The 23,350-nt window shown below is 73.5% G+C and carries 18 protein-coding genes; 7 read left to right on the forward strand and 11 right to left on the reverse strand.

Features of this window, described 5'->3' with window-relative positions; genetic code table 11:
• Positions 1-4 precede the first annotated feature (4 nt).
• Together nudC and HNR23_RS16560 are read right to left on the reverse strand one after the other, a co-directional pair.
• A complete protein-coding gene (gene nudC, locus HNR23_RS16555) occupies positions 5-919 on the reverse strand; it encodes an NAD(+) diphosphatase (RefSeq protein WP_184080441.1) in 915 nt (304 codons plus the stop codon).
• Between the two features lie 180 nt (positions 920-1,099).
• Positions 1,100-2,482, reverse strand: a complete 1,383-nt coding sequence (locus tag HNR23_RS16560) for a dipeptidase (protein WP_184076540.1) — start codon at positions 2,480-2,482, stop codon at positions 1,100-1,102.
• A 210-nt stretch (positions 2,483-2,692) separates the two neighbouring features.
• On the opposite strand from HNR23_RS16560, the gene HNR23_RS16565 reads away from it, so the two are divergent.
• The 3 genes from HNR23_RS16565 to HNR23_RS16575 all read left to right on the forward strand — a co-directional run bounded on the left by HNR23_RS16565 (position 2,693) and on the right by HNR23_RS16575 (position 6,518).
• On the forward strand, positions 2,693-3,622 hold the full coding sequence (locus HNR23_RS16565; protein ID WP_184076542.1) for an alpha/beta hydrolase: 930 nt from the start codon (positions 2,693-2,695) through the stop codon (positions 3,620-3,622).
• Between the two features lie 114 nt (positions 3,623-3,736).
• Positions 3,737-4,981, forward strand: coding sequence for an acyltransferase family protein (locus HNR23_RS16570; protein ID WP_343070591.1), 1,245 nt, complete (start codon positions 3,737-3,739; stop codon positions 4,979-4,981).
• 379 nt (positions 4,982-5,360) lie between these two features.
• Positions 5,361-6,518, forward strand: a complete 1,158-nt coding sequence (locus HNR23_RS16575) for a type III PLP-dependent enzyme domain-containing protein (protein ID WP_184076544.1) — start codon at positions 5,361-5,363, stop codon at positions 6,516-6,518.
• Positions 6,519-6,584: 66 nt separating this feature from the next.
• Here HNR23_RS16575 and HNR23_RS16580 read toward each other — a convergent pair whose 3' ends face one another.
• From HNR23_RS16580 to HNR23_RS16605, 6 genes are all read right to left on the reverse strand, one after another.
• Positions 6,585-9,995, reverse strand: a complete 3,411-nt coding sequence (locus tag HNR23_RS16580; protein WP_184076546.1) for a UvrD-helicase domain-containing protein — start codon at positions 9,993-9,995, stop codon at positions 6,585-6,587.
• A gap of 163 nt (positions 9,996-10,158) precedes the next feature.
• Entirely contained in the window at positions 10,159-13,515 is a 3,357-nt protein-coding gene (locus HNR23_RS16585) for a UvrD-helicase domain-containing protein (RefSeq protein ID WP_184080445.1), read from the reverse strand.
• A 29-nt stretch (positions 13,516-13,544) separates the two neighbouring features.
• On the reverse strand, positions 13,545-13,904 hold the full coding sequence (locus tag HNR23_RS16590; RefSeq protein WP_184076548.1) for an MGMT family protein: 360 nt from the start codon (positions 13,902-13,904) through the stop codon (positions 13,545-13,547).
• 80 nt (positions 13,905-13,984) lie between these two features.
• Entirely contained in the window at positions 13,985-14,398 is a 414-nt protein-coding gene (locus HNR23_RS16595; RefSeq protein ID WP_184076550.1) for an SPW repeat protein, read from the reverse strand.
• A gap of 368 nt (positions 14,399-14,766) precedes the next feature.
• Positions 14,767-15,945 carry an adenylyltransferase/sulfurtransferase MoeZ gene (moeZ, locus tag HNR23_RS16600; RefSeq protein WP_184076552.1) on the reverse strand — a complete coding sequence of 393 codons (1,179 nt, stop codon included), beginning with the start codon at positions 15,943-15,945 and terminating at the stop codon, positions 14,767-14,769.
• A gap of 161 nt (positions 15,946-16,106) precedes the next feature.
• On the reverse strand, positions 16,107-17,090 hold the full coding sequence (locus tag HNR23_RS16605; protein WP_184076554.1) for an alpha/beta fold hydrolase: 984 nt from the start codon (positions 17,088-17,090) through the stop codon (positions 16,107-16,109).
• Between the two features lie 187 nt (positions 17,091-17,277).
• Here HNR23_RS16605 and HNR23_RS16610 point away from each other — a divergent pair, with 187 nt between their 5' ends.
• From HNR23_RS16610 to HNR23_RS16620, 3 genes are all read left to right on the forward strand, one after another.
• On the forward strand, positions 17,278-17,514 hold the full coding sequence (locus tag HNR23_RS16610) for a hypothetical protein (RefSeq protein ID WP_184076556.1): 237 nt from the start codon (positions 17,278-17,280) through the stop codon (positions 17,512-17,514).
• A gap of 187 nt (positions 17,515-17,701) precedes the next feature.
• On the forward strand, positions 17,702-18,325 hold the full coding sequence (locus HNR23_RS16615; RefSeq protein ID WP_184076558.1) for a TetR family transcriptional regulator: 624 nt from the start codon (positions 17,702-17,704) through the stop codon (positions 18,323-18,325).
• 202 nt (positions 18,326-18,527) lie between these two features.
• Positions 18,528-19,358: a mechanosensitive ion channel family protein gene (locus HNR23_RS16620; RefSeq protein ID WP_184076560.1), complete on the forward strand. Its 831-nt coding sequence runs from the start codon at positions 18,528-18,530 to the stop codon at positions 19,356-19,358.
• Between the two features lie 55 nt (positions 19,359-19,413).
• Here HNR23_RS16620 and HNR23_RS16625 read toward each other — a convergent pair whose 3' ends face one another.
• The 3 genes from HNR23_RS16625 to HNR23_RS16635 form a co-directional block, all read right to left on the reverse strand.
• A complete protein-coding gene (locus HNR23_RS16625) occupies positions 19,414-19,659 on the reverse strand; it encodes a hypothetical protein (protein WP_184076562.1) in 246 nt (81 codons plus the stop codon).
• A gap of 249 nt (positions 19,660-19,908) precedes the next feature.
• Positions 19,909-20,220, reverse strand: coding sequence for a DUF6401 family natural product biosynthesis protein (locus HNR23_RS16630; RefSeq protein WP_184076564.1), 312 nt, complete (start codon positions 20,218-20,220; stop codon positions 19,909-19,911).
• A 131-nt stretch (positions 20,221-20,351) separates the two neighbouring features.
• Entirely contained in the window at positions 20,352-21,083 is a 732-nt protein-coding gene (locus HNR23_RS16635) for a ferritin-like fold-containing protein (protein WP_184076566.1), read from the reverse strand.
• 704 nt (positions 21,084-21,787) lie between these two features.
• Here HNR23_RS16635 and HNR23_RS16640 point away from each other — a divergent pair.
• A complete protein-coding gene (locus HNR23_RS16640) occupies positions 21,788-23,191 on the forward strand; it encodes a DEAD/DEAH box helicase (RefSeq protein ID WP_343070762.1) in 1,404 nt (467 codons plus the stop codon).
• Positions 23,192-23,350 lie beyond the last annotated feature (159 nt).

Raw genomic sequence — 23,350 nt, forward strand, 5'->3', positions numbered from 1 at the left:
CCGGCTAGCCGGGCAGCGCAGCGCCGTACCACTCCTCGATGAGGAGGCGGGCGATCGACACCCGGCCGGGCAGGACCACCGCCCCGCTCTCGGCGGCGGCGTGCAGCTCCTCCCGGGTGAACCAGCGCAGGTCGGAGAGTTCGTCGAAGTCGGTCCGCTGCGCCGGGCCGATGGCGGTCGCGAAGAAGCCCAGCATCAGGCTGCGCGGAAACGGCCACGGTTGGGAGGCCAGGTAGCGGGGGTCCACCACGGCCACGCCCGCTTCTTCGGCGACCTCGCGGGCGACGGCCTGCTCCAGCGACTCCCCCGGTTCGACGAACCCGGCGAGGGTGGAGTACCACTTCTCGGGCGCCTTGGGGTTGTGCCCCAGCAGGCACTGCTCGACGCCCTCGACCTCGCGGCGGACCAGCATGATGACGGCGGGATCCATACGCGGGAACTGCTCGGTGCCGTCCTCCTGGCAGATCCGCACGTGCCCGGAGGACGCCGGGCGCGTCTCGGCGCCGCAGGACGGGCAGAAGCGGTGCGAGCCGTTCCAGTTCACCAGGGCGATGGCATGGGTCAGCAGGCCGGTGTCGCGGTCGTCGAGCAGGGCGCCGACCTCCCTCAGGGAGGCCCTCCACGTGCCCTCGGTCTCCGGCAGGGCGTCCTCGCCACCGGTGCGCAGCGCGAAGTAGGCGCGTCCCTCGCCGTCGACGCCGAGCAGGTAGTGGTCGCCTTCGGGGGCGTCGGCCGGGGACACGAAGACGAGGCTGGGCCGGCCGTCGACGGTCTCGACCAGGAGCCGGGACTGGCGTCCGTTCAGCGCCCGCCACCCGTAGGCACCGGGGTCACCCGCCGCCAGGACCAGCACCCGGGTCGCGGGGTCGGCCCAGGCCTTCTCCAGCCAGGCGTCGTCGTCGCGCAGATGCCCCGCCATGTCGACGGTGCCCCGCGAGAGAGCCGGCGTCACCGATGATGCGTGTCCGTGCATGCCACTCTTCCGGTTGCGTTGGTCTCTGGAATGCCGGGGTCGACTGCGCCCGTTCGACCCCGGCATCACCGAGGTCGACGGACGGGGCGAGGGTGCGACCGGCACCGCCCGCGAAGGGCGGCACCGCTACCCCGCGGTGTTCTTCCCCAGTTCGTCCCACAGGTAGGCGACGCTCTCGGCACCCTTGAGCAGGAGCGGGATCTCGACCTTCTCGTTGGGCGCGTGGATGCGGTCGTCGTCCAGGCCGACCGCGACGAAGACCAGCGGGGCGCCGAGGATCTCGGCCAGGTCGGCCTCCGGGCCGCTGCCGCCCTCGCGGGTGTAGAGCACCTCGGTGCCGAAGGCCGCGCTCATCGCGCTGCGTGCGGCCCGCACCGCGTCCGACCGAAGGTCGGAGGCGCAGGCGCGGACGCCCGGCCCGGAGAACTCCACCTCGGCGCGCAGGCCCGGCGGGGTGTGTGCGGCGACGTAGGCGCGCACGCCGTCCTGGACGCGCAGCGGTTCCTGGCCCGGGACGAGCCGGAAGCTCACCTTGGCGTGCGCCGAGCGCGGCACGATCGTCTTGCGCCCGGCACCGGTGTGGCCGCCCCACATGCCGTTGACCTCGGCGGTCGGCCGCACCCAGATGCGCTCCAGGGTGCTGTACCCGGCCTCCCCGGCGGTGGCGGTACTGGCGGCGGTGCGCAGCCACTCGGCCTCGTCGAACGGCAGCCGGGCGATGAGGCCGCGCTCCTCCTCGCCGATCTCCACCACGTCGTCGTAGAAGCCGGGGACGGTGACGCGCCCGTCGGCGTCGTGCAGTCCGGAGATCAGGTCGGCCATGGCGTGCAGCGGGTTGGGGACGGCCCCGCCGAACGAGCCGCTGTGCAGGTCGACCTCGGGGCCGTAGAGGCTGATATCGCAGTCGGTCATGCCGCGCATGCCGACGCACATCGACGGGGTGTCGGCGGCCCACATGGTGGTGTCGGAGATGACGACGACGTCGCAGTCGAGCCGGGCGCGGTTCTTGCGGAGCAGATCGGCGAAGTGCGGCGATCCGCTCTCCTCCTCGCCTTCGACCAGCAGCTTGAGGGTGACGGGCGGCGCGTCGGCACCGGAGGCGGCCAGGCCGGCGCGCACGCCGAGGGTGTGGAAGAGCACCTGGCCCTTGTCGTCGGAGGCGCCGCGACCGATGAGGCGGTCGCCGTCCTCGACGGGGACGAAGGGGTCGGTGTGCCACGCGTCGAGAGGGTCGACGGGCTGGACGTCGTGGTGGCCGTAGACGAGCACGGTCGGGGCCTGCGGGTCGGCTGCGGGCCACTCGGCGAAGACCGCCGGCAGGCCTCCGGTCTCCCAGGTCTCCACGGTCGGGAACCCGGTCCGGGCGAGGTGGTCCGCCAGCCACCGCGCGGAGTCCCGGACGTCGGCGTGGTGGTCGGGAGAGGTCGAGACGGAGGGTATGGACAGCCATTCCTTGAGCGCGGCGACGAACTCGTCGCGGTGTTCTGCGATGTAGGTGCGCGCATCCATGGGCGACCGCTCCCTTCCTCGGATCCGATGGGGCGCCATCGAGCCTAGACCCGTGCGGGGAGGGGTGGCGCCAGGGCGTCGGGTCGACGGCCGCACTGCGGTCCGGCTACCCTCCTGACGGTCCGAAGGATCCGCGGTACCCGCACCACCGGCCTCCTTTCGGGTCGGCCTCGGTGCCGTGCACCGAATGCCCGCCGGTGCACGTGTTCGGTGCACGGCACCGAGGCCGACCACCGGATGCGGTCGGGTGAGGTGCCCGAGCCGCCGCCCCCGTTCCCGTTCCCGTTCTCCACCGCCATGACACGACAGATGACCTCCCCTCGCATCGTCACCGTGCTGCTACTGGCCACCGGGCTCGCCTGCGCCGCCCAGTTGCACATCGCCGCGGCCGCGGCCGGGCCGGCACCGCTGCGCTACACACCGGTGGAGGAGGACGGGCACCGGGTGCTGGCCGACGACCCGTCGGGAAGCGGACGGGTGGTCGAGGTGTTCGGCGATCTCGACACCGCGCGGGACATCGCCGTCGTGGTGCCGGGCATGGGGCAGAACCGGGAGAACTTCTGGCACAGCGACGTCAGCCCCGGCGTCGTCCCCTCCCACAACGCCCGCGCCCTGTACGGCGAGCTGCGCGAGCGGCGCCCCGGACGCGAGGTCGCCGTCGTCGCCTGGCTGGGCTATGAGTCGCCGCAGATCGGCGACCCCCTGGTCGCGACGTCGGTCCGCGCCGAACAGGGCGCCGAGGAGCTGGTCCGGTTCCGTCGCGAGGTCCTCCCGCCGGAGGCGCACATCACCCTCGTCTGCCACAGCTACGGCACGACCGTGTGCGGCCTGGCCACCCGTGAACCGGACATCGCCGACGACGTCGTCGCGCTGGCCAGCCCGGGAATGGGGGTCGACGACGCCCGCGACATCCGTGCCCGGGTCTGGGCGACGCGCGCCGAGGACGACTGGATCCGCTTCGTGCCCTCGTTCCAGCTGGACGAGCTGGGGCTGGGCCGCGGCGACCCGATGAAGTCGGACTTCGGCGCGCACACCTTCAACCCCGGCGAGATCAGCGGCCACCAGAACTACTTCCAGCCGGGCAGCGACTCCCTGCGCACCACCGCCCGCATCGTCCTGGGCGACCCGACCCTCCGTTGATCTCGGGGGCATCGGCCCGATACTCACCGGTGGCGGGCCGATTCCCCCGAGATCGGCGACGAAGGGGGCGGGCAGCGGGCATGACATGCATGAGCGGCCGTCAGTCGAGGTGGGGTGATCGCGGTGGGTGGCGACGCCGGTTCCGGGGGGCCGCTGGCGCGGTTGCGCGCGGCCGCCGACCGGGTGGACCGGGCCACGCCGCCGGAGCGGGAACGGGCGATCGACGGCTTCCGGGCGATCGCGATCCTCGGCATCGTCATAGGCCACTGGACGGTGGCGGCGCTGGTCCTCTGGGGCGACGGGGGGCTGCGCGGCTCCAGCCCGCTGCCCGCGCTCCCCTGGCTGGGACCGATCGGGTGGGGCGTGCAGCTGCTCGCCCTGTTCTTCCTGGTCGGCGGGTATGTGGCGGCGCGGAGTCGGCGGACCGGCGACTACCCGGCGTGGCTGGCGGCCCGGCTGTTCCGGTTGGGGCGGCCGGTGGTGCTGGTGATGGCGGTGTGGGGGGTGCTGGTGGTCGCCCTGCCGCTGCTCGGGGTCCCCGAGGTGACGGTCCGGACCGGGGCGGTGCTGGTGCTGCAGCCGCTGTGGTTCATCGGCGTCTTCCTGGTGATCACCACGCTGACGAAGGCCCTGATCGCCGCCGACCGGAGGTTCGGCGCCGCCGCGGCGCTCGCCCCGCTCGCCCTCGTCGCGCTCGTCGACCTGGCCCGGTTCGGACCGTGGGCGCCGACCGTTCCGGACGGGGTCGGCTACATCAACGCGATCCCCGCCTGGATGTTCGCCTACCAGCTCGGGATCTCCTGGGCCAACGGCCGTCTGCGCCGTCCGCTCGCGCTCGCCCTGCTCACCGTCGGCGCCGCGGCCCTGCTTCTCCTGGTGACACGCCTGGGGTACCCGGCGGCCCCCATCGGGTATCCGGGGGCGGAGCGCTCCAACCTCAATCCGCCCTCGCTGTTCATCCCCGTCCTGGCGATGGCGCAGATCGGAGCGGCGGTGCTGCTGCGCGACCGGTTGGAGGGCCTGCTGCGGCGTCCGCTGCCGTGGGCCGGGATCGCCGTGGTGAACCTCAACGCCCTCACGGTCTTCTGCTGGCACCTGAGCGCACTGTTCGCCGTCAGCGCGCTGGGGTCGGTGCGGGGGGTGCTGCCGGGGCTCACCGCGGCCCCCGACGACGTGGGCTGGCTGGCCGCGCGCGCGGCGTGGTTCGTCCTGTTCACGGCGGTCCTGGTGCCGCTGTGCGCGCTGCTGCGCCGGTTCGAGCGGCCGTGGCACGGAACCCTGCTGGGAACGGCCCCCGGGCGGGTCGCCGCGGGGGCCGCCGCGCTCGTCTACGCCGGGGCCATGACCGTCCTGCTATAGACCCGCGGTGTGGGTACTACCTCCTCCATGGACCCTCCTCTCAGCCGCGGCAGGGGGATCATTCCCGGCCCAGGAAGCCCCCCACCCCGGCGACCCGCACGGTCACACCCCCGCAACGCCGACCGGGACGGAACGCGCCCGGTCCGGCCCGGCGAGATCCGAGATGGAGCGCGCCCGGTTCCCACGGTGCCGCACCGTAGCCGGATCGGCTCTCGCCCGGCACGGCGTGCGGCCCACGCGGTGACCCGAACCCCCGGGCGGTCTCTCGCCCGGAGGCCGGAGCCGCGTTCCCGCTCCGCTCCGCAGGCGTTCGATCCCTCCCCCGGCTGAAGCCGGGGCATCCTCGATGAAGACCCGGTGAACGGCTGTAGGAGCCCCCATGATCGAACTGCCGAAGCGCGTCCGCGAGCACGCGCTCGGGATCGCGCCCGAGCGTCTCCCCGTCTGCGTCTACGACCTGCCCCGACTCGACGAGGAGGTGCGCTGCCTGGCCGGCCTGCTCCCCGAGGGGATCGAGGCCTACCTGTCCCTGCACGACCCGCCGCCGGGCATGGCCGCGGCCCTCGCCCCGCACGTGTCCGGCTTCGAGGTGTCCTCCACTTGCGCCCTGCGGGGCCTGCGCCGGGAGCTGCCGCGCGCACCCGCGGCACTGCGCGGCCCGGGCAAGGGGCACGACGAGATCTGCGAGGTCCTCTCGTCCGACGGCACCGCCATCCACGTGGACAGCACCGGCGAACTGCGCCTGGTGGCCTACTGCGCCGAGCGGGCGCGACGCGACGCCGACGTCCTCCTCCGCGTGGACCCGCCCGCCGAGGACGGCGAACCCGACCCGGTCGACGGCGACGGGGCCGGCGCCGGGATGGACCTCGCCGCGCTCGTCGAATGCGCGGAGGTCCTGCGGTCCGACAGCCGGATCCGGCTGCGCGGGTTCAGCGCCGACATGCGCCCCGGCCTGGACGCGAAACCGCTCGCCCGCCGGGTCCGCCAGCTGGTCCGGTGCCTGCGGCCGTGGGCGAAGATGTTCGGCGTCGCCGAGCCCCGCTACGCGATCGGCGGCGGCCGACTGGGCCGCCCGCACGCCGACGGCGCCGTCTTCGACTGGCAGGAGTACGGTGCCCGGCTGGCCGAGATCCCCGCGCCCGGCGAGACGCTGCGGGTCACTCCGGCCGCCCACCCGGGTGCCTGGTGCGGTTGGTACCTGACACTCGTCGTGGACGTGAAGCGCAACCACGGCCGCGCGTATGCCGTGGTGGCCGGCGGCACCCGGCTGGCCGACGCGGTGGCGGGCGAAAGCGGCTGCGCCACACCGGGTGTGGTGGCGCTGGACGGCGGCTGGGACCGGCCCTGGCCCCGCCCGGAGCTGCGGGAAGAGTCGGTGACCGTCACCGTGCACCGCTCCGGTAGGGAGCAGGTGCTCCTGCGCGACATCCCGGTCGACCGGCTGCGCACCGGGGACGTGCTCGCGTTCCCATGTGTCGGCTCGGCCGCGGCGGAGCGCCCGCCGAGCGCCCCGCAGGTGCACTGTCTGACCTCCTGACCCGGCGCACCGCCGCCCCGCCCGGCGACGGGGCGGCCACGTCGACCGGCGGGCGGCTCGGCGCCGTCAGTCGGCCTCCGGCAGACGCGCGATGAGGGCCGCCAGTCCGTCGGCGTCGAGCAGGTCGGCCGGGCGGACCGTCTCCCCCGCCCGCACGTAGTGGAAGGCCGCCCGGACGTCGGACAGCGGCACCCCGGCCAGTTCCGCCCAGGCGATGCGGTAGGCCGCCAGCTGCACCGCCACGGCACGGCGCTCGCGCTCGTTGGCCGGCGGCCGCCCGGTCTTCCAGTCCACGACGTCGTAGCGGCCGTCCTCCCGGTCGTGGAACACGGCGTCCATGCGGCCCCGGATGAGTCGGTCACCGATGATGGTCTCGAACGGCACCTCCACGTCCAGCGGGGTGCGCCCGCCCCACTCGCCCTCCTCGAAGCGGCGCTGCAGCTCGGCCAGGTCGTCGTCGGTCTCCGCGGCCGTCTCGTCGGCAGCGCCGGGCAGCTCGTCGGGCACCAGCAGGCTCTGCTGGCCGAAGCGCTGCTCCAGCCAGGTGTGGAAGGCGGTGCCGCGGCGGGTGTGCGGGGCCGGGGGGCGCGGCAGCGGGCGGCGGATCTGCCGGGCCAGCGCCGCCGGGTCGCGCGCCAGCGACACCAGGGAGGACACCGACAGGTGCCCCGGGAGCTCGACGGGGATCGTGCCGTCCTCCGGCCGCGTCTCGGTGTCGCGGTGGGCCAGCAGCAGGTCGGTGTCGCGGCCCCACCCCTCCAGGCGGCGCCGCAGGGACGGCGGCATGTCGGCGCGCTCCAGCGTCTCCAGCCACCGGCGGCCCTCGGCGCAGCCGTCCGCGGCGGCCCGGTACACGAGGTCGGCGCCCTCGACCACCTCTCGGTGCCTGCGGGCGGCGCCGTCCGCATAGGCGTCGGGTGTCTGCGGCCACGCCACCGGCTCCACCTCGGTGGTCTGCGGGTTGGTCTCGTCATCGCCGGGCGGCGGCGCCCAGTGCGCGACCCGCCCCGCGCCCGCCGCGCAGGCCTCGCGGACCTCCTCCAGGAAGGGTGAGGGGCCGCGTCGGCTCGCGGCCGTCCGCCCCCACCAGTGACCGGTGCACAGCAGCGCGAACGACGCCCGGGTCACGGCGACGTAGGCCAACCGCCGCTCCTCCATCAGGTGACGGGCCTTGGCCGCCTCCTTGAAGGCGAGGATGGCGGGCTTGTCGACGTCGTCCAGGCGGGGCAGGGCCGCGGCGTCGCCGCGCAGCGGGAACGGCAGCCTGTGCTCCTGGCCGATCCACCCGTCGGCGCCGCGCGGCGAGGTGGGGAACAGCGGGTAGCGGCCCCCGGCCAGCCCCGGCACGGCCACCACCGGCCACTGCAGGCCCTTGGCGGCGTGCACGGTCAGCAGTTTCACGGTGTCGCTGCCGCCGACCCGCTCCCCCGGGTCCAGCCCCCGTTCGGCGTCCTCGGCGGCGCGCAGGTAGGTGAGGAACGTGCCGAGCGAGGGGTCGTCGCTGTTGCCGACGAACCGCACGGCGGCGTCGACGAACGCGTCCAGGTCGGCGCGGGCCGCCATCGGGTCGCGGCCGCTGCGCGCCGCCACCTCGATGTCCAGGCCCAGCACCCGTTCGATCTCGGTGATGAGGTCGGGCAGCGGCTGGGTGGCCAGGCGGCGCAGCCCGCGCAGCTCCTCGGCCAGGGCGCTGAGCCGCCGGTGGCCGGTCGCGGAGTAGCGGTCGGCGGGGCCGAGGTCGTCGAGGGCGTCGACGAGGCTTCCGCTCTCCGCGGTCACGTCCAGGACGGTCCTGCGCAGCAGCTCATCCTGGCCGTCCGCGGCGTTCGCGCCGTCCCCGACGTCCGTATCGGCCGCGTCGGTGTCCGGGGCCGCCGCCCCGTTGAGGTCGCGGCGGACCTCCCGGGCGAGTTCGGCCGCGCGGTCGCCGAGCGCGACCAGGTCGCGCGGCCCCATGCGCCAGCGCGGGCCGGTGAGCAGGCGGGCGAGTTCGTTGCCCGCGTTGGCGTCGTGGAGGACGCGCAGGGTGGCCACGATGTCGCGGACCTCGGGCACGGTCATGAGCCCGCCGAGCCCCACGACCTCCACCGGGATGCCGCGCTCCTCCAGCGCTTCGCGCAGGAGCGGGAACTGGGCCCTCTTCCGGCACAGCACCGCGACGTCCCCGGGGGTGATCGCGGCGCCGCCCTCCCCCTCGGGCCAGGCGAGGCCGTCGGGGGCGAGGTGGCCGGGCCCGCGCAGGGCCGCCTCGATGGCCTGCGCGATCCAGGCGGCCTCCTCGGTCTCGGTGGCGAACAGCCCGCAGGCCACCGTCCCGCGTCCGCGCCGTGCCGGTCCGGGGTAGAGCACGGGGACGTCCTCGGCCTCCTCCCGCAGTGGTTCGGACACCCGCTTGGCGACCTGCAGCACGCGTTCCCCGTTGCGGAAGCTGGTGGCCAGGCGGCGGACCGGCGCCGGGCGCCCGGGGGCCTCGGGGAAGTCCGTGGGGAAGCCGGTGAGGTTGCCGGAGCTCGCGCCGCGCCACCCGTAGATCGACTGGCAGGGGTCGCCGACGGCGGTGACCGGGTGGCCGCCGCCGAATAGCGCGCGCAGCAGCAGCAGCTGGGCGTGGCTGGTGTCCTGGTACTCGTCGAGCAGCACCACGTGGTACCGGCTGCGCTCGATCATCCCCACCTCGGGGTGGCGGGTGGCGATGCGGGCCGCCAGCGCCACCTGGTCGCCGAAGTCCATCACCTCGCGCGCCGACTTGGCCGCGGCGTAGCGCTCGACGAGGGGGAGCAGCTGCTCACGCTTGCGCTGGGTCTCCAGCAGGTCGCGGGTCTCCTTGAGGGGCTTGCGCAGCGCGGTCGCGCGCTCGGCCAGCCACTCGCCGACGCCGCGCACGTCGTCCGGGGTGCGCAGGTGGTCGGCGAGCTCGCCGGCCAGTTCCAGCACCCGCCCGGTGACCGAGCCGGGGGTGACGGTGATGGCGTCCATCGGCCCGTCGTACTCGGCCACGATGCGGGCGGCGAGCTGCCAGGACTGCCCCTCGCTGATCAGCCGTGCCGTGGGTTCGACGGCCTCGCGCAGGGCGTGGTCGCCGACCAGCCGGGCGGCATAGGAGTTGTAGGTGGACACCACCGGGTCGCCGTCGAGGACCTCGGCGGGCACCTGCTCGGTGGCGCGCAGCTGGTCCAGCCGCCTGCGCACCCGCTCGGCCAGCTCGGCTGCGGCCTTGCGGGTGAAGGTCAGGCCGAGGACGTGCTCGGGCCGCACGTAGCCGTTGGCGACCAGCCACACGACCCGCCCGGCCATGGTCTCGCTCTTGCCGGAGCCGGCCCCGGCCACCACCACCCCCGGCCCGAGCGGCGCGGAGATCACCGCCGCCTGCTCCGCCGTCGGCTCGGGCTGCCCCAGCAGCCGGGCGAGTTCGTAGGGCGTCAGCTCGCGCCGGGGGAACGCGGGTGCCTCCTCGGCGATCTCCTGCGTCACGTCCACACTCTCTCCTCGGCCCTCCCGCCGATGACCGTGCGAACCAGCCCGACGGAACGGACGGTGGAACGGGTACCGGCGGATGTTCGCTCATGATCATCGCGGGGACGTGCGACGACCCGGTCACGTCTCCCGCCGTCCGGGTGGCGTCCCGGTGGAACGCCGACCATCACACCCGCTTCCCTTCGTCGTGGGCGGGGCAGCTCGAACGGACCGGGCAGGAGTCGCAGTGCCGGTTGGGCGTCGCGTCGAAACGCGTGCCCGACATTCCGTCGGCGACCTCGCGGACCAGGGTGCGCGACCACCGGGGGTCGGGGTCCTCGTCCAAGGGCCGCTGGCGCTGTTCGCGGGCGGTGCGCTTACCCGCCGCCTTCTCGGAGAGCTGGACGAGCTCGGCACCGCCCGGCGCGGCCAGGCCGAGCCCGGCGAACGCCGACTCCAGGACGGCGAGCTGGTAGACGCCGAGCTGCGGGTGGCGGGCGAGCTCCTCGTCCTTGGGGCGGCTGCCACCGGTCTTGATGTCGACGACGACGGCCCGGCCCTCGGCGTCGCGCTCCAGGCGATCCACCCGGCCGGTGATCTCGATGCCGTCCAGTTCGACCTTGAACCCCTCCTCGGTCACCACAAGCTCGCGTTCGTTGCCCTCGTGCCAGGAGATCAGCTTGCGCACCATCTCTTCGGCGCGCTCGCGCTCCTTGCCCGCGTACCAGACGCCGCCGAAGTCCAGCTCCGACCAGATGCCGTCCATCCGGCGCCGGATGTCGGCCATGTCCGCGCCCTCGGCGACGAGCACGGCGACCGCGTGCACGATACTGCCCAGCGCCGACGACATCTCCATGGCCGTGGCTCCGGCAGCGCTCTCCAGGAGCCAGCGCAGCCGACAGGTGGTGAACTTCTCCACCTGCGACGGGGAGACCCGGATGGCGGCGTCCTCGTCCACCAGCGGGCGCTCGTCGGAGAACGGGGTGAGCGCGTACCACTCCGACGGGTCGGCGCCGCGAACCCCCTCGGCGGCGAGCCGGGCCAGGTGCGCGGCGGCCGCGCGGCGCAGCGGCGCCTGGCGGGACGGGTCGGCGACCACGGAGCGCAGGTCGGCCACGAGGGCCGGCAGCGAGAGCCAGCGGCGCCCGGTGGCGACGCGCTCCGGTTCGCCGACCCCGAGCTCGGCGAGGAAGCGGGACGGGCGCTCTTCGGTGTCGTCTCCCCCCACGGCGGTGACGACGAGCGTGCGCCGCGCCCGTGTGACGGCGACGTAGAACAGCCGCCGCTCCTCGTCCAGCAGCTTGGAGGCCACGGCCGCGCCGGAGGCGCCGTCGGCGAACCCGGTGACCGTGTCGACGAGCTGCTCCACACCGAGCAGAGACCCGCGCAGCCGCAGGTCGGGCCAGTGTCCCTCCTGGACACCGGCGACGACGGTGAGGTCCCACTCCAGCCCCTTGGAGCGGTGCGCGGTCAGGATGCGCACCGCCTCCCCCTCCGGCGCCCGCTCGGCCAGCGTGTCGGCGGGGATCTCCTGGGCCTCCAGGTCCTCCAGGAACCCGGCGGGTGTTCCCGGCGGCAGCCGGTCGCAGTAGCGGGCGGCACTCTCGAACAGCGCGACGACGGAGTCGAGGTCGCGGTCGGCCGCGGCCCCGCGCCGTCCCCCGGCCTGGCTGGCCCGCAGCAGCCGGTCGGACAGTCCGCTGGCGCGCCACACCTCCCAGAGCACGTCCTCGGCGCTGCCGCCCGCGGCGGTGCGGTCACGGACCAGCTTCAGGTAGGCGGCCACACGTGCGGCCGGGGCGGCGATCTCGGGGTCGACGAGCGTCAGTTCGCGCGGGTCGCGCAGCGCATCGGCCAGCAGGGAGCTCGTGGGGCGGGGGGCGCGGTTCGCGGTGCCGTCGGCGCCGTCCGGATGACCGGCGCCGTCCGGGGCGGTGTCCTCCGCCCCGCCGACGGCGCTTCCGGTGCTCCCGGCCGCCTGGCGCGCCGCGGCACGGGCGACCTCGCTCGCCCAGGTGCTGGAGGAGGCGTCCTCCGGGATATCCGCGCGTTCGCCGTCTCCGTCTCCTTCTCCCCCGGTTCCGCCTCCGGTACCTCTCCGCATCCGGCCTTCGGCGTCCATGCGCAGCCGCCGCAGTGCGCGGCTGAGGCGGCGCAGGCGGACGCTGTCGGCGTCGCCGAAGGCACTGGTGAGCAGCTCATGGGCGGTCGCGTCGTCGAGGGTGTCGGGGTACAGCGCGCTGCGCAGGAGCAGCAGCAGCGGTCGCACCAGGGGTTCGGCGGCCAGCGGGAGTTCGTCGCCGCCGACCGCCACCGGGACCGAGGCCGCGGCCAGGGCGCGGCGCAGAACGGGGATCTGGCGGGTGGCCGACCGGACCAGGACGGCCATCCCGGACCACGGGACGCCGTCGATCAGGTGGGCGCGGCGCAGGGTGTCGGCGATGACGGCCGCCTCCTGCGTCGGACTTTCGGCCAGCAGCACCCGCACCTCACCCTCCGGGGCGCCGGGGGCCGGGGTGAGCGCGCGGTGGGCGTTGACCGGTCCGCCGCCCGGTGCCGGTGCGGCCGGGAGCCGGCGGGATGCCGCGCGCGACGCGGCGAGCAGCGCCGCGCCGCTGCGGCGGCAGGTCTGCAGCGCGATGACGGGGGCGGCCGCGCCCGCCGCCGCGGGGAAGCGCGCGGGGAACTCCAGGATGCCGCGCACGTCGGCGCCGCGGAAGCCGTAGATGGACTGGTCGGGGTCGCCGACGACGACCAGGTCGCGGCCGTCCCCGGCGAGTCCGCGCAGCATCTCCTCCTGGGCGGGGTCGGTGTCCTGGTACTCGTCGACGAACACGACCTCGCGGGCGGCGCGCTCGCGTGCCTGGACCTCGGGGTCGGCGAGCAGGTTGGCGGCGATGCGGACCAGTTCGGCGTAGTTGAAGGTGGGCATCGGCGCGATGTCGAAACGGCCGGTGTAGCGGTCCATGAAGTCGCCGACGGCCACCCAGTCGTCGCGCCGGTACTCGCGGCCGAGCCGGTCGAGGCCGGCGGAGTCGAGCCCGCGCTCCTGGGCGCGCATCAGGAAGTCACGCAGCTCCTCGGCGAAACCGCGGGTGCGCAGGGCCGGGCGCAGCCGCTCCGGCCACATGGGGGCGCCGTCCTCGGCCTCGCCCGAGAGCAGCTCACGCACCTCCATGAGCTGCTCGGGGCCGGACAGCAGGCGCGGCGGCAGGTCGCCCTGGCGCTGGAACTCGCGCCGGATCAGGGCGTAGGCGTAGCTGTGGAAGGTGAGCGCCAGGGGTTCCCGGGTGGTCCGGCGCAGCCGCGCGGTGATGCGCTCGCGCAGTTCCTGGGCCGCCTTGCGGCTGAAGGTGAGGACGAGGACCCGGGAGGGGTCCGTGCCGCGGTTCTCGATGCGGTCGACGACGGCCTCGACGATCGTGGTGGTCTTCCCCGTGCCCGGTCCCGCCAGGACCAGCAGGGGGCCGCCCCTGTGGGCGACGACGCGCCGCTGGTTCTCGTCCAGCCGAGGGGGTGGCGTCTCGGCGTGCACACGGCGCACGAGGCGATACGGGGATGGGCTCACCCCTCCTAGTTCACCAGATCCCCACGACCACCGCGGGCGGTTTGCTCAGGGGGCCGACCGTCCCAGCGTGCCGCACGCATGTCGACGCGGTGGCCCCCGGGGCGCAGCGGGGTGGCCTCGGCCGCCCAGCGCTCGCGGGCGCGGGTCTCGTGGCCGGGCGGCGGGGTGCCGTCGGCGCGGATGACGCGCCACCAGGGGGTGCCGCCGCCCCAGGCCGACATCACGGCGCCGACCTGGCGCGGCCCGCCCTCACCGAGGTATTCGGCGATGTCGCCGTAGGCCATCACCCGGCCGGCGGGTATGCGCTCGACGACGTCCAGGACGCGTTCGGCGTACTCGCCGGGGTGGGAGTCGTGTGGGGGCATGGGGCCGACACTAGCGGGGGCGTGGTCGCGGTGCCGGCCGGCGGCGCCCTCCCCCCGCGCCGTCCGGCCGGTGTCCCGCCTCAGGTGCGCGGGAAGTGCACGCCGCCGGGCGGCGGCTGGGGGCGCGGCTCGCGGCGGTGCGCGGCGGTCGCCAGCGGCAGGTCGACGACCCCGATCGCGGCGATGACGAAGCCGAGGATCCACGCCGTCCACGCCCCGGCGGCGACGTCGGTGAAGCCGACGAGCCACGGGCTCAGGAACATGAGCACGCCGAGTCCGACCATGATCCCCTCGGTGGCGATCAGCCCGGGACGGGTGATCGCCATGACCGCTGCGAGCAGGGTGAACAGGCCGAGCAGGTAGAGGGCGAGCATGGGCGCGCCGACCATGCCGTGCCAGACCCAGCTGACCGCGGCGGCCACGCCTGCGGCCACGGCCACCCAGTCCTCCCAGCGCCCCTCGATCTTCTTGGGCAACCTCACCGGCAACCTCATGGGCCACCTCCCCGGCCGGTCGACATCGGCACGGGATTCGTACCCAATGTTCCGTAGGTCGCAACCGCGGTGTTCGCGGCCTACCTGCCGATTCGCACCTGACGTGTGCCGGTCGGCCGCAGCGGACACGGCGAGGGCCGCCGCGAAGCGGGCTTCGCGGCGGCCCTGAGGGGCACGACGGCGCACGAAGGGGCGCGCCGCGCCGACTAGGGCGTGTTTGGCGGATGCTTTCCGGTGAGCGAGCGGCCGTCCGGGGCGGCGCTCGCAAGCCGCTTCACGAAGTCAATCCAGGTCGGCTTCACGAGTGGAGCGGCGCAGCGAGCGTCGTTCCGGTGGCCGCGAGCCGGGAATGATCCGTCAAACACGCCCTAGTACGTGGGCAGGCTGGGGTCGACCTGGTGCACCCAGGCCAGGACGCCGCCGCCGACGTGCACGGCGTCGCCGAATCCGGCCCCCTTCGCCGCGGCCAGCGCCTCGGCCGAGCGGGCTCCGGACTTGCAGTGCAGCACCAGTTTCCTGTCCTGCGGCAGCTTGGCGAACGCCTCGCCGTTCAGGAACTCGCCCTTGGGGATGAGCACCGCACCCGGGATGCTGACGATCTCGTACTCGTTCTTCTCCCGGACGTCGACGAGGTAGAAGTCCTCTTGGGCGTCCATCATCTGCTTGAGCTCGGTGGCGGTGATGGTGGACCCTGCGGCGGCCTCCTCGGCCTCCTCCGAGACCGCCCCGCAGAACGCCTCGTAGTCGATCAGCTCGGTGATCGTGGGGTTCTTGCCGCACAGCGGGCACTCGGGGTCCTTGCGGACCTTCACCGACCGGTAGCTCATCTCCAGGGCGTCGTAGATCATCAGCCGTCCGACCAGCGGCTCACCGAACCCGGCGAGCAGCTTGATGGCCTCGTTGACCTGGATGGACCCGATAGACGCGCACAGCACGCCCAGAACACCGCCCTCGGCGCAGGAGGGCACCATGCCCGGCGGCGGGGGCTCGGGGTACAGGCAGCGGTAGCACGGGCCGTGCTCGGCCCAGAAGACCGAGGCCTGGCCGTCGAAGCGGTAGATGGACCCCCACACATACGGCTTGCCCAGCAGCACGGCGGCATCGTTGACCAGGTACCGGGTGGCGAAGTTGTCGGTCCCGTCGACGATGAGGTCGTAGGGCTCCATGATGCGGAACGCATTGTCGGAGTCCAGGCGCTCCTCGTGCAGCACGACCTCGACGTTGGGGTTGACCTCGCGGATCGAGTCGCGGGCCGAGACGGCCTTGGGCCGGTCGACGTCGCTCTGCCCGTGGATGATCTGGCGCTGCAGGTTGGACTCGTCCACGACGTCGAAGTCGATGATGCCGAGCGTGCCCACACCGGCGGCGGCAAGGTAGAGCAGGGCGGGCGAGCCGAGTCCGCCGGCACCGACGACCAGCACCTTGGCGTTCTTCAGGCGCTTCTGTCCGTCCATGCCCACGTCGGGGATGATCAGGTGACGAGAGTAGCGTCGCACTTCGTCGACGGTCAGCTCGTCGGCTGGTTCGACCAGCGGCGGCAGCGACACAGCGGCTCCTCGAAGTTCCGGTTCGGCGTCCCGCGCCCTCGGCGTCGTCCACCGGACGCGAGTGCGGATGGGCACGTGACGGGCTTCCTCCTATACCCAACCTACGGGGTGGGGTTTCGCATTCCCACCGCGGGGACGCCGTTGCCCGGCCGGGCAGGCGGCTACCCGGAGTCGGCCCGCGCCGCCGCGGCGGCCAGGAACGGCCGCATCTCCCGCGCCACCCGCTCCGGCTGCTCCTTCATCGGCACGTGCCCGGTGCGCGGCAGCAGTACCAGGCGGTTGTCCGGGAAGGTCGCGGCGGCCCGCAGGGCCATGCGGGGGCGCACGAACCGGTCGCCGGTGCCGTAGACGAGCAGCGTGGGCCGGTGGACCCCGGCCGCCTGGCGCCACAGCGCGCGCGGCCCGCGCCGCAGGTACTCGGCGGCCAGGCAGCGCAGCGACTCCAGCACCGCCGTGTGCGCGTAGTCGAGGCGGTCGCGTTCGCGCTCGGCCTCCAGCGCCTCCAGGACGCGCTTGGCCGGCCACACCGCCGGATCGTGGAAGGTGGCGTCGAGCAGGCTCTGCACCCGCATCTCCGGCGGGCGGCTCTGGATGCGCTCATAGACCCACCTGCCCACCACCGGCACCAGCGCACCCGTCATCTGCAGCGGCACCGGCCGGGGCAGCAGGTCGGGCAGCGCGGGCGAGATGAGGGTCAGCGTACGCACCAGATCCGGGCGCTCGGCGGCGAGCCGGACGGCGACGGTCGCGCCCAGGGAGTTGCCCACGAGGTGCACGGGGTGCTCGCCCGAGCGGATCAGGCCGACGACGACGGCGGCGTGCGCGTCGACGCCGTAGTCGCCGTCCGGGGGCGGCGGCGACTGGCCGAAGCCCGGCAGGTCGGGGGCGTCCGCGGTGGACCCGTTGGACAGCGCACCCATCAGGTCGGTCCAGTCGGTGGACGCTCCGGCCAGGCCGTGCACGTAGACCATGCGCCCCAGCGGGTGGTCGAGTGCGGTGCCGCCGTAGGCGTCCCGCCCGGGGGCCGCCGACCCCGTACCGCCGCCGGTGGCCCCGCCGGTACCGCCGACGTCGCGGCGGACGAAGATCCGCCGGTCGCCGAGCCGCCGGAACACACCGGGCCACACCTCGATCGGTTCGGCCATGCCGCCTCCGTGATTCGGTCCTGGTCACGACTCTACGCATCCGTATCTCCCGCGTGGCGGAATCCACCGGCGCGCCCGGCGTCGGCCAACCGCAGACCGGGCCTTGCCCGTGTCGTTGGACACATCGGGGTACCGTGAGGGCGAACCCGGTCAGAGATTCGGGCGGAGTCGACCAGGGAGGGTGACCGTGACTTCCCAGCCTCGGCAGCAGGTGCCGGACGACGACGACTACAGGGGCGACACGGCATCGCTGGAGGCTCCCGAGGCCGACGTCGCCGAGCAGCGCGCGGATGTCGTCGACGCGTCCCAGCGCGCGGACGACTGGCTGCGGCGCGGCGGGGTCGATCGCGGCACCGAGGTGCCCGAGGCCGACGCCGTCGAACAGCACCAGGAGGTCGGCGATGACGAGGATGAATACCGCTGACGCGGGATAACGCCGCGAATACGACCCGTTCCGGGTCTGGCGGCCCCGAACCTACGCATGGGTAAGATATGAGGATACGCGCCGGGTCACCGTCGCGGCTGGTCCCAGGCCCGGCGGCGACTCGACGGCCACGATGACGGGATGCGGCGCCACTCGGCGCCGCACGGATATTCGGAGGGTATTGGGTGTGACTGCTCCTTCAGACGCGCGCCCGCGGGGGGCCCGGCTGCCCCGGCTGCAGCGCCGGAAGCAGCTGCTGGCCGCGGCCCAGGAGGTGTTCGTCGCGCAGGGGTACCACGCCGCGGCGATGGACGAGATCGCCGAACGCGCCGGTGTCAGCAAGCCCGTCCTCTACCAGCACTTCCCCGGCAAGCTGGAGCTGTACCTGGCTCTGCTGGAGCAGCACTCCGAGTCGCTGGTGGACAAGCAGCGCGAGGCGCTGGAGAGCACCGATGACAACCGGCAGCGCGTCATCGCCAGCTTCCAGGGCTACTTCGACTTCGTGTCCGGCGAGGGCGAGGCGTTCCGCCTGGTCTTCGAGTCCGACCTGCGCAACCTCCCGGCGGTTCGGGAGAAGACCGAGCAGACCCTGCAGCGCTGCGCCGAGCTGATCGGCGAGGTGATCCGGCAGGACACCAGCATCTCCGACGACGAGGCCGACCTGCTCAGCATCGCGCTGGTCGGCATGGCCGAGACCAGCGCCCGCTACTGGATCAGCAACTACGGATCCATCCCCAAGGACGCCGCGGAGAAGCTGGTGGCCCGCCTGGCCTGGCGCGGGATCAGCGGCTGGGACCTCACCCGGAGCTGACTCCGCCCCCCCCTGCCCGCCGCCGGTGTCGCAATGCGATGGTATGCCCCGGGTCAAATCTGACTTTGCGCAGGTCACGGTCGCGCGAGGACGGTTGCCCTGCGCTCCGATGGGGAATCGCGTTACGTAGATGCGAATCGACCCGTCCGTCCCGGGCAGCCCGGTCGCCGTGCGGGTCGGTGGAACCCCACGGGGGGACCTCATGGACATTGGACAGGGCCTTACCGAGGCGTGGAGCGCGGTCGCGACGTTCGGCCCCCTCCTCGTCATGTTCCTGCTGATCCTGGTCATCGGGTGGATCATCGCGAAACTCGTCGGCCGACTGGTCGGCAAGGGCCTCGCCCGCGTCGGCCTCGACCGCGCCCTGGAGCGCAGCGGCGTCGGCGAGTACTTCGAGCGCAGCCGCTACGACGCCAGCGAACTGTGCGGCAAGATCGTCTACTACCTCGGTCTGCTGATCGTCCTGCAGCTCGCGTTCAGCGTCTTCGGCCCGGCCAACCCGGTGACCCAGCTGCTCAACAGCGTCATCGCGTGGATCCCGCAGGCCATCGTCGCCCTGGTCATCATCGTGGTGGCCGGAGTGATAGCCAAGGCCGCGCGCGACATCGTCTCCGGTGCCATGGGCGGGCTGAGCTACGGGCGCTTGGTGGCCAACCTCGTCGGCATCTTCATCATGGCGCTGGGTGTCATCGCCGCCCTGAACCAGGTCGGTATCGCGACCACGGTGACCCAGCCGGTGCTCATCGCGGTCCTGGCGACCATCGGCGGCATCCTGGTCGTCGGTGTCGGCGGCGGGATGATCAAGCCCATGCAGGAGCGGTGGAGCCGGTGGCTCGATACCGCGGAGCGGGAGACCGCCGCGGCCTTGCGGGAGAACGGCGGCTACCGGGCCGGGCGCGCCGACGCGATGGGCCGGGCGGGCGCCCCCGCCCAGGCCGAGCCGGAGGAGCGGCAGGCTCCGGCGACGCACGGCCCGGCGATGGGCGAGGAGGAAGGCGGAGGCGGCGCGCAGGGCCGCACCCCGCAGGAGTAACGGTGGAGTCGGGCCGCGCGGCCGACCGCGCGGCCGACGATTCCGCGAACCCGGCCTAGAGCAGTTCCTCGTCGCGGGCGACCTCGTCGCGGGCGAGCCGGTCGAGGCGGCGGACCATCAGTGCCAGGGTCGCGAAGATCGGCAGGAGCCCGAGCCAGAAGGTGATGCTCGTCCAGCCGGCCAACACCATGACCGCCAGGGCGACCACGATGATCAACGCGAAGAGGGAGAAGTCGACGCGATCCCGATGGATCAGGACGCCGAGCGGTGGGCGCGCCGCCCCATGCCGGCCGCTCCTCATGCGTTCTTCCTTTCTCACGGCCCGCTGCGGACCGCATCCTTCGCTCCCGGGGGAGTCCCGGTCAGGTATCTGTCGTGTCCGTCCGCGCCGACGCACCGCCCCGGCACGGGGACCCGGGAGGCCGCGTCTTCGGCGGCCACCCCAAGTATGGCTTAGCGTACGCCCAGTCAGGGCGCAGGCGAGTTCACTTCCGGATCACCGCGCGGGCGGGGCTCGGTCGGCGGCTCAACCTCCGACGACGAGACCAACCTAGCGGACGAAGCCGTGTTCCTTGGCCAGACGGCACACCGCCAGCAACCGCAGCGTCTCCCAGTCGTACCCGGCGGAGTCGGACCGCCAGCCGCGCTCGCGGCAGCCGTCGACGAATCCTTGCAGGTAGCTGCTGAGGTTCTGGAGGGTGACCGCCCCGGCGTCCCGTGTGATCGACTCGCAGACGGCCGCGGCGTGCTGGTCCAGTTCAGCGGTCATCCACGGCTCGGGGTCCGAGCTCAGCGGGCCGAAGACGTCGAACTCGCGGGAGAGCCGGGCCAGCGAGCCCTCCGTGTAGAAGCCACGGGGCATGACCGGTTACCTCAGGTAAGGGAACAAAAAGGGAACGCCACAGACTATATACGAGTTCGCAAACATTCCACCCGTTCGTGACGGACCTGACACGACCCCTCCGACCTGCGGCGACCTCGCCGACCGACGTGTCAGCCGCTGAGGCCCATGGCCTCCAGGCGGGCCGAGTGCGCCTCGGTGAGCTTGGCGAACACCCGGCTCACCGCCGCCAGGTCCGCCGACGGGCCCGCGCCCCCGGGCTCCTCCCCCTCGCGCCCGCCGCCCTGCGGGGTGAGCAGCGCCGCCAGCTCCACCCGCTGTGCCGCGACCAGCTGGGCCTGGCTGAGCGCCTCGCCGACCAGGCGGCGGGCCCACAGCGACAGTCGCCCGCCCAGCTTGGGGTCGTCCTCGACGGCTGCGCGGATCCGCACGGCGATGGCCTCGCCCCGCCCGGTGTCCGACACCACTTCGGCGACCAGCGCGCGGGTGCGGTCGTCGGTACGGTCGGCGATGTAGCGGTAGAAGTCCCCGGCGATGCCGTCGCTGACGTAGGTCTTGACCAGGCTCTCCAGCCAGCTCTGCGGCTCGGTGCGGGTGTGCCACGCGTTCAGCGGCTCGACGAACGGCCGCATCGCCGCCTCGGGGTCGACGCCCAGCTCCGCCAGGCGGTCGCGCAGCAGCTTGTAGTGCGCGTACTCGGTCGCGGCGACACCGGCCAGTTCGCCCTTGGCCGCGAGGTCCGGGGCCAGCCCGGCGTCGTCCGCGAGCCGGAAGAAGGCCACGAGTTCGGCGTAGGCCATCATCGCGAGCAGGTCGATCACGCCCCGGCCGGGCTTCTCGTCGGGGTCAACCGCAGCGTTGTCGGAGGCAGGGCCGTTCGTCATGCCGCACAGATTAGCGTCCGCCGGGGGTCGGCCGACCCATCGGGATTATCCGGCCCCGGATCGGCGTTGCGTGGTGCGAGGCGTGAACGGCGCCGCGGCAGTGGTGCGCGACCGACCGGCGCATGTGGTACGGACTCCTATATCCGGGCGGAGTGGCCTCGGGTTAGACTCTATGACCAGTGACCGGCCACTGCCGGTCATCGCGCGGAGTCCCCCCGTCGCACCTCGAACGCGGAGAATCGTGAAACTCGGCGCCGACACGCGGCGCCTCGGGGCACGGGCCGATCGCCCGGTGTTCTCCGCCGCGCACCATGACAACACGCGCGCGACGGCGACCGGAGGAGGGGCCGGAGCGCGACAGGACAAGACAGCGGACGACTCCGTGCACTGGCCACGAATCCGTGACCCGCGGCGGCGACGCCGCGGCCGCAGACCAGACGCGCCGAGGCACCGGACGGTATTCCGGTCCTCGTGCCGCGCCGGATTCGTCCCCGACCTGGCATTCGGGGACCCGAGGGAGCGGTGACACATCCCGCTCACGCGCCGCGAGCCGTCCGACCCACCGGGCCGCATCTTTCGATGGCAGGCCCGCCCAGATGGAGGCATGAGCCCTGACAACCACAGATTCGACCAACGAACCCGGACAGACCTTCCGCGATATCGGTGTCAGCACCGAGATCGCGGACGCTCTCGAAGCCGAAGGGATCGTCGATCCCTTCCCCATCCAGACCCTGGCCCTCCCGCTGGCGCTGGCCGGCTCCGACATCATCGGCCAGGCCCGCACCGGAACCGGCAAGACCTTCGCCTTCGGTCTTCCGCTGCTGCAGCTCGCGCAGAGCAGACCGGGTGAGTCCAAGCGGCCGCGCGCCCTGGTGGTCGTGCCCACCCGCGAGCTCGCCATCCAGGTGGCCGCCGACCTCGGCACCGCGGGCAAGCGCACCGGAAGCCGCATCCTGACCGTGTACGGCGGCCGCGCCTACGAGCCGCAGATCGACGGCCTGAAGGCCGGCGCCGACGTCGTCGTCGGCACTCCCGGCCGCCTGCTCGACCTGGAGCAGCAGAAGCACCTCAGTCTCAGCGGGGTGGGGGCCGTCGTCCTCGACGAGGCCGACAAGATGCTCGACCTGGGCTTCCTGCCCGACATCGAGCGGATCCTGAAGAAGATCCCGGAGCAGCGCCAGACCATGCTCTTCTCGGCGACCATGCCGAGCGAGATCGTGTCGCTGTCGCGGCGCTACCTGCGCCGCCCCACCCACGTGCGGGCGGGGGACGACGACGAACCCGGCCAGTCCACCACCGGCCAGATCGAGCAGCACGTCTACCGGACCCACCCGATGGACAAGCCGGAGCTGCTGGCCCGGCTGCTGCAGGCCGAGGGCCGCGGCCTGAGCATGGTGTTCTGCGAGACCAAGCGCGCTTGCGACAAGGTCGCCACGGCGCTGGAGGGGCGCGGCTTCGCCGCCGCGGCCGTGCACGGCGGGCTGGGGCAGAGCCAGCGCGAGCGGGCCCTGCGGGCGTTCCGCAACGGCAAGATCGACGTGCTCGTCGCCACCGATGTGGCCGCACGCGGTCTGGACGTCGACGACGTCACGCACGTCGTCAACTACGAGTGCCCGGAGGACGAGAAGACCTACACGCACCGCATCGGCCGGACCGGCCGCGCGGGGCGCTCGGGCACCGCGGTCACCTTCATCGACTGGCAGTCGACGGCGCGGTGGAAGCTCATCAACACCGCGCTGGACCTGCCGTTCGCCGACCCGGAGGAGACCTACTCCACCTCGCCGCACTTCTTCTCCGACCTGAAGATCCCCGAGGGCACCAAGGGGACACTGGCCAAGGACCGCCGCGAGCGCGCCGGCCTGGAGGCCGAGGAGATCGAGGACATCGGCGACACCGGCCGACCCCGCTCCGAGGACGAGCGGGCCCCGCGCGGCCGTTCGCACAACCGCCGCCGGACCCGCCGCAAGCCCTCGGGCGAGGGCACGCGCGCGGCCGCCGCGCCGGAGCGCACCGAGAAGGGCGCCGAGGGGGCCGACAAGCCCGCTCCGCAGCGCCGCCGTCGCCGCCGCACCCGCAGCGGTGTGGAGGTGAACAAGGAGCAGGACTAGCGGTCGCACCGCAGTCCTCGACGTTCGGGGGAGGCGTCGCGGACGCACCGGCACGGTCGGCGGCGCACTGCCGGAACGACCTGCCGGTGGCATCGGGGCGCACGGGCCGGCGGAGGGGCCGGTTCGGAGCCGCAGGCCACCGCCTCGGCCCCCGAATCG

The sequence above is a fragment of the Nocardiopsis mwathae genome, from assembly GCF_014201195.1.
GTDB classification, from domain to species: domain Bacteria; phylum Actinomycetota; class Actinomycetes; order Streptosporangiales; family Streptosporangiaceae; genus Nocardiopsis_C; species Nocardiopsis_C mwathae.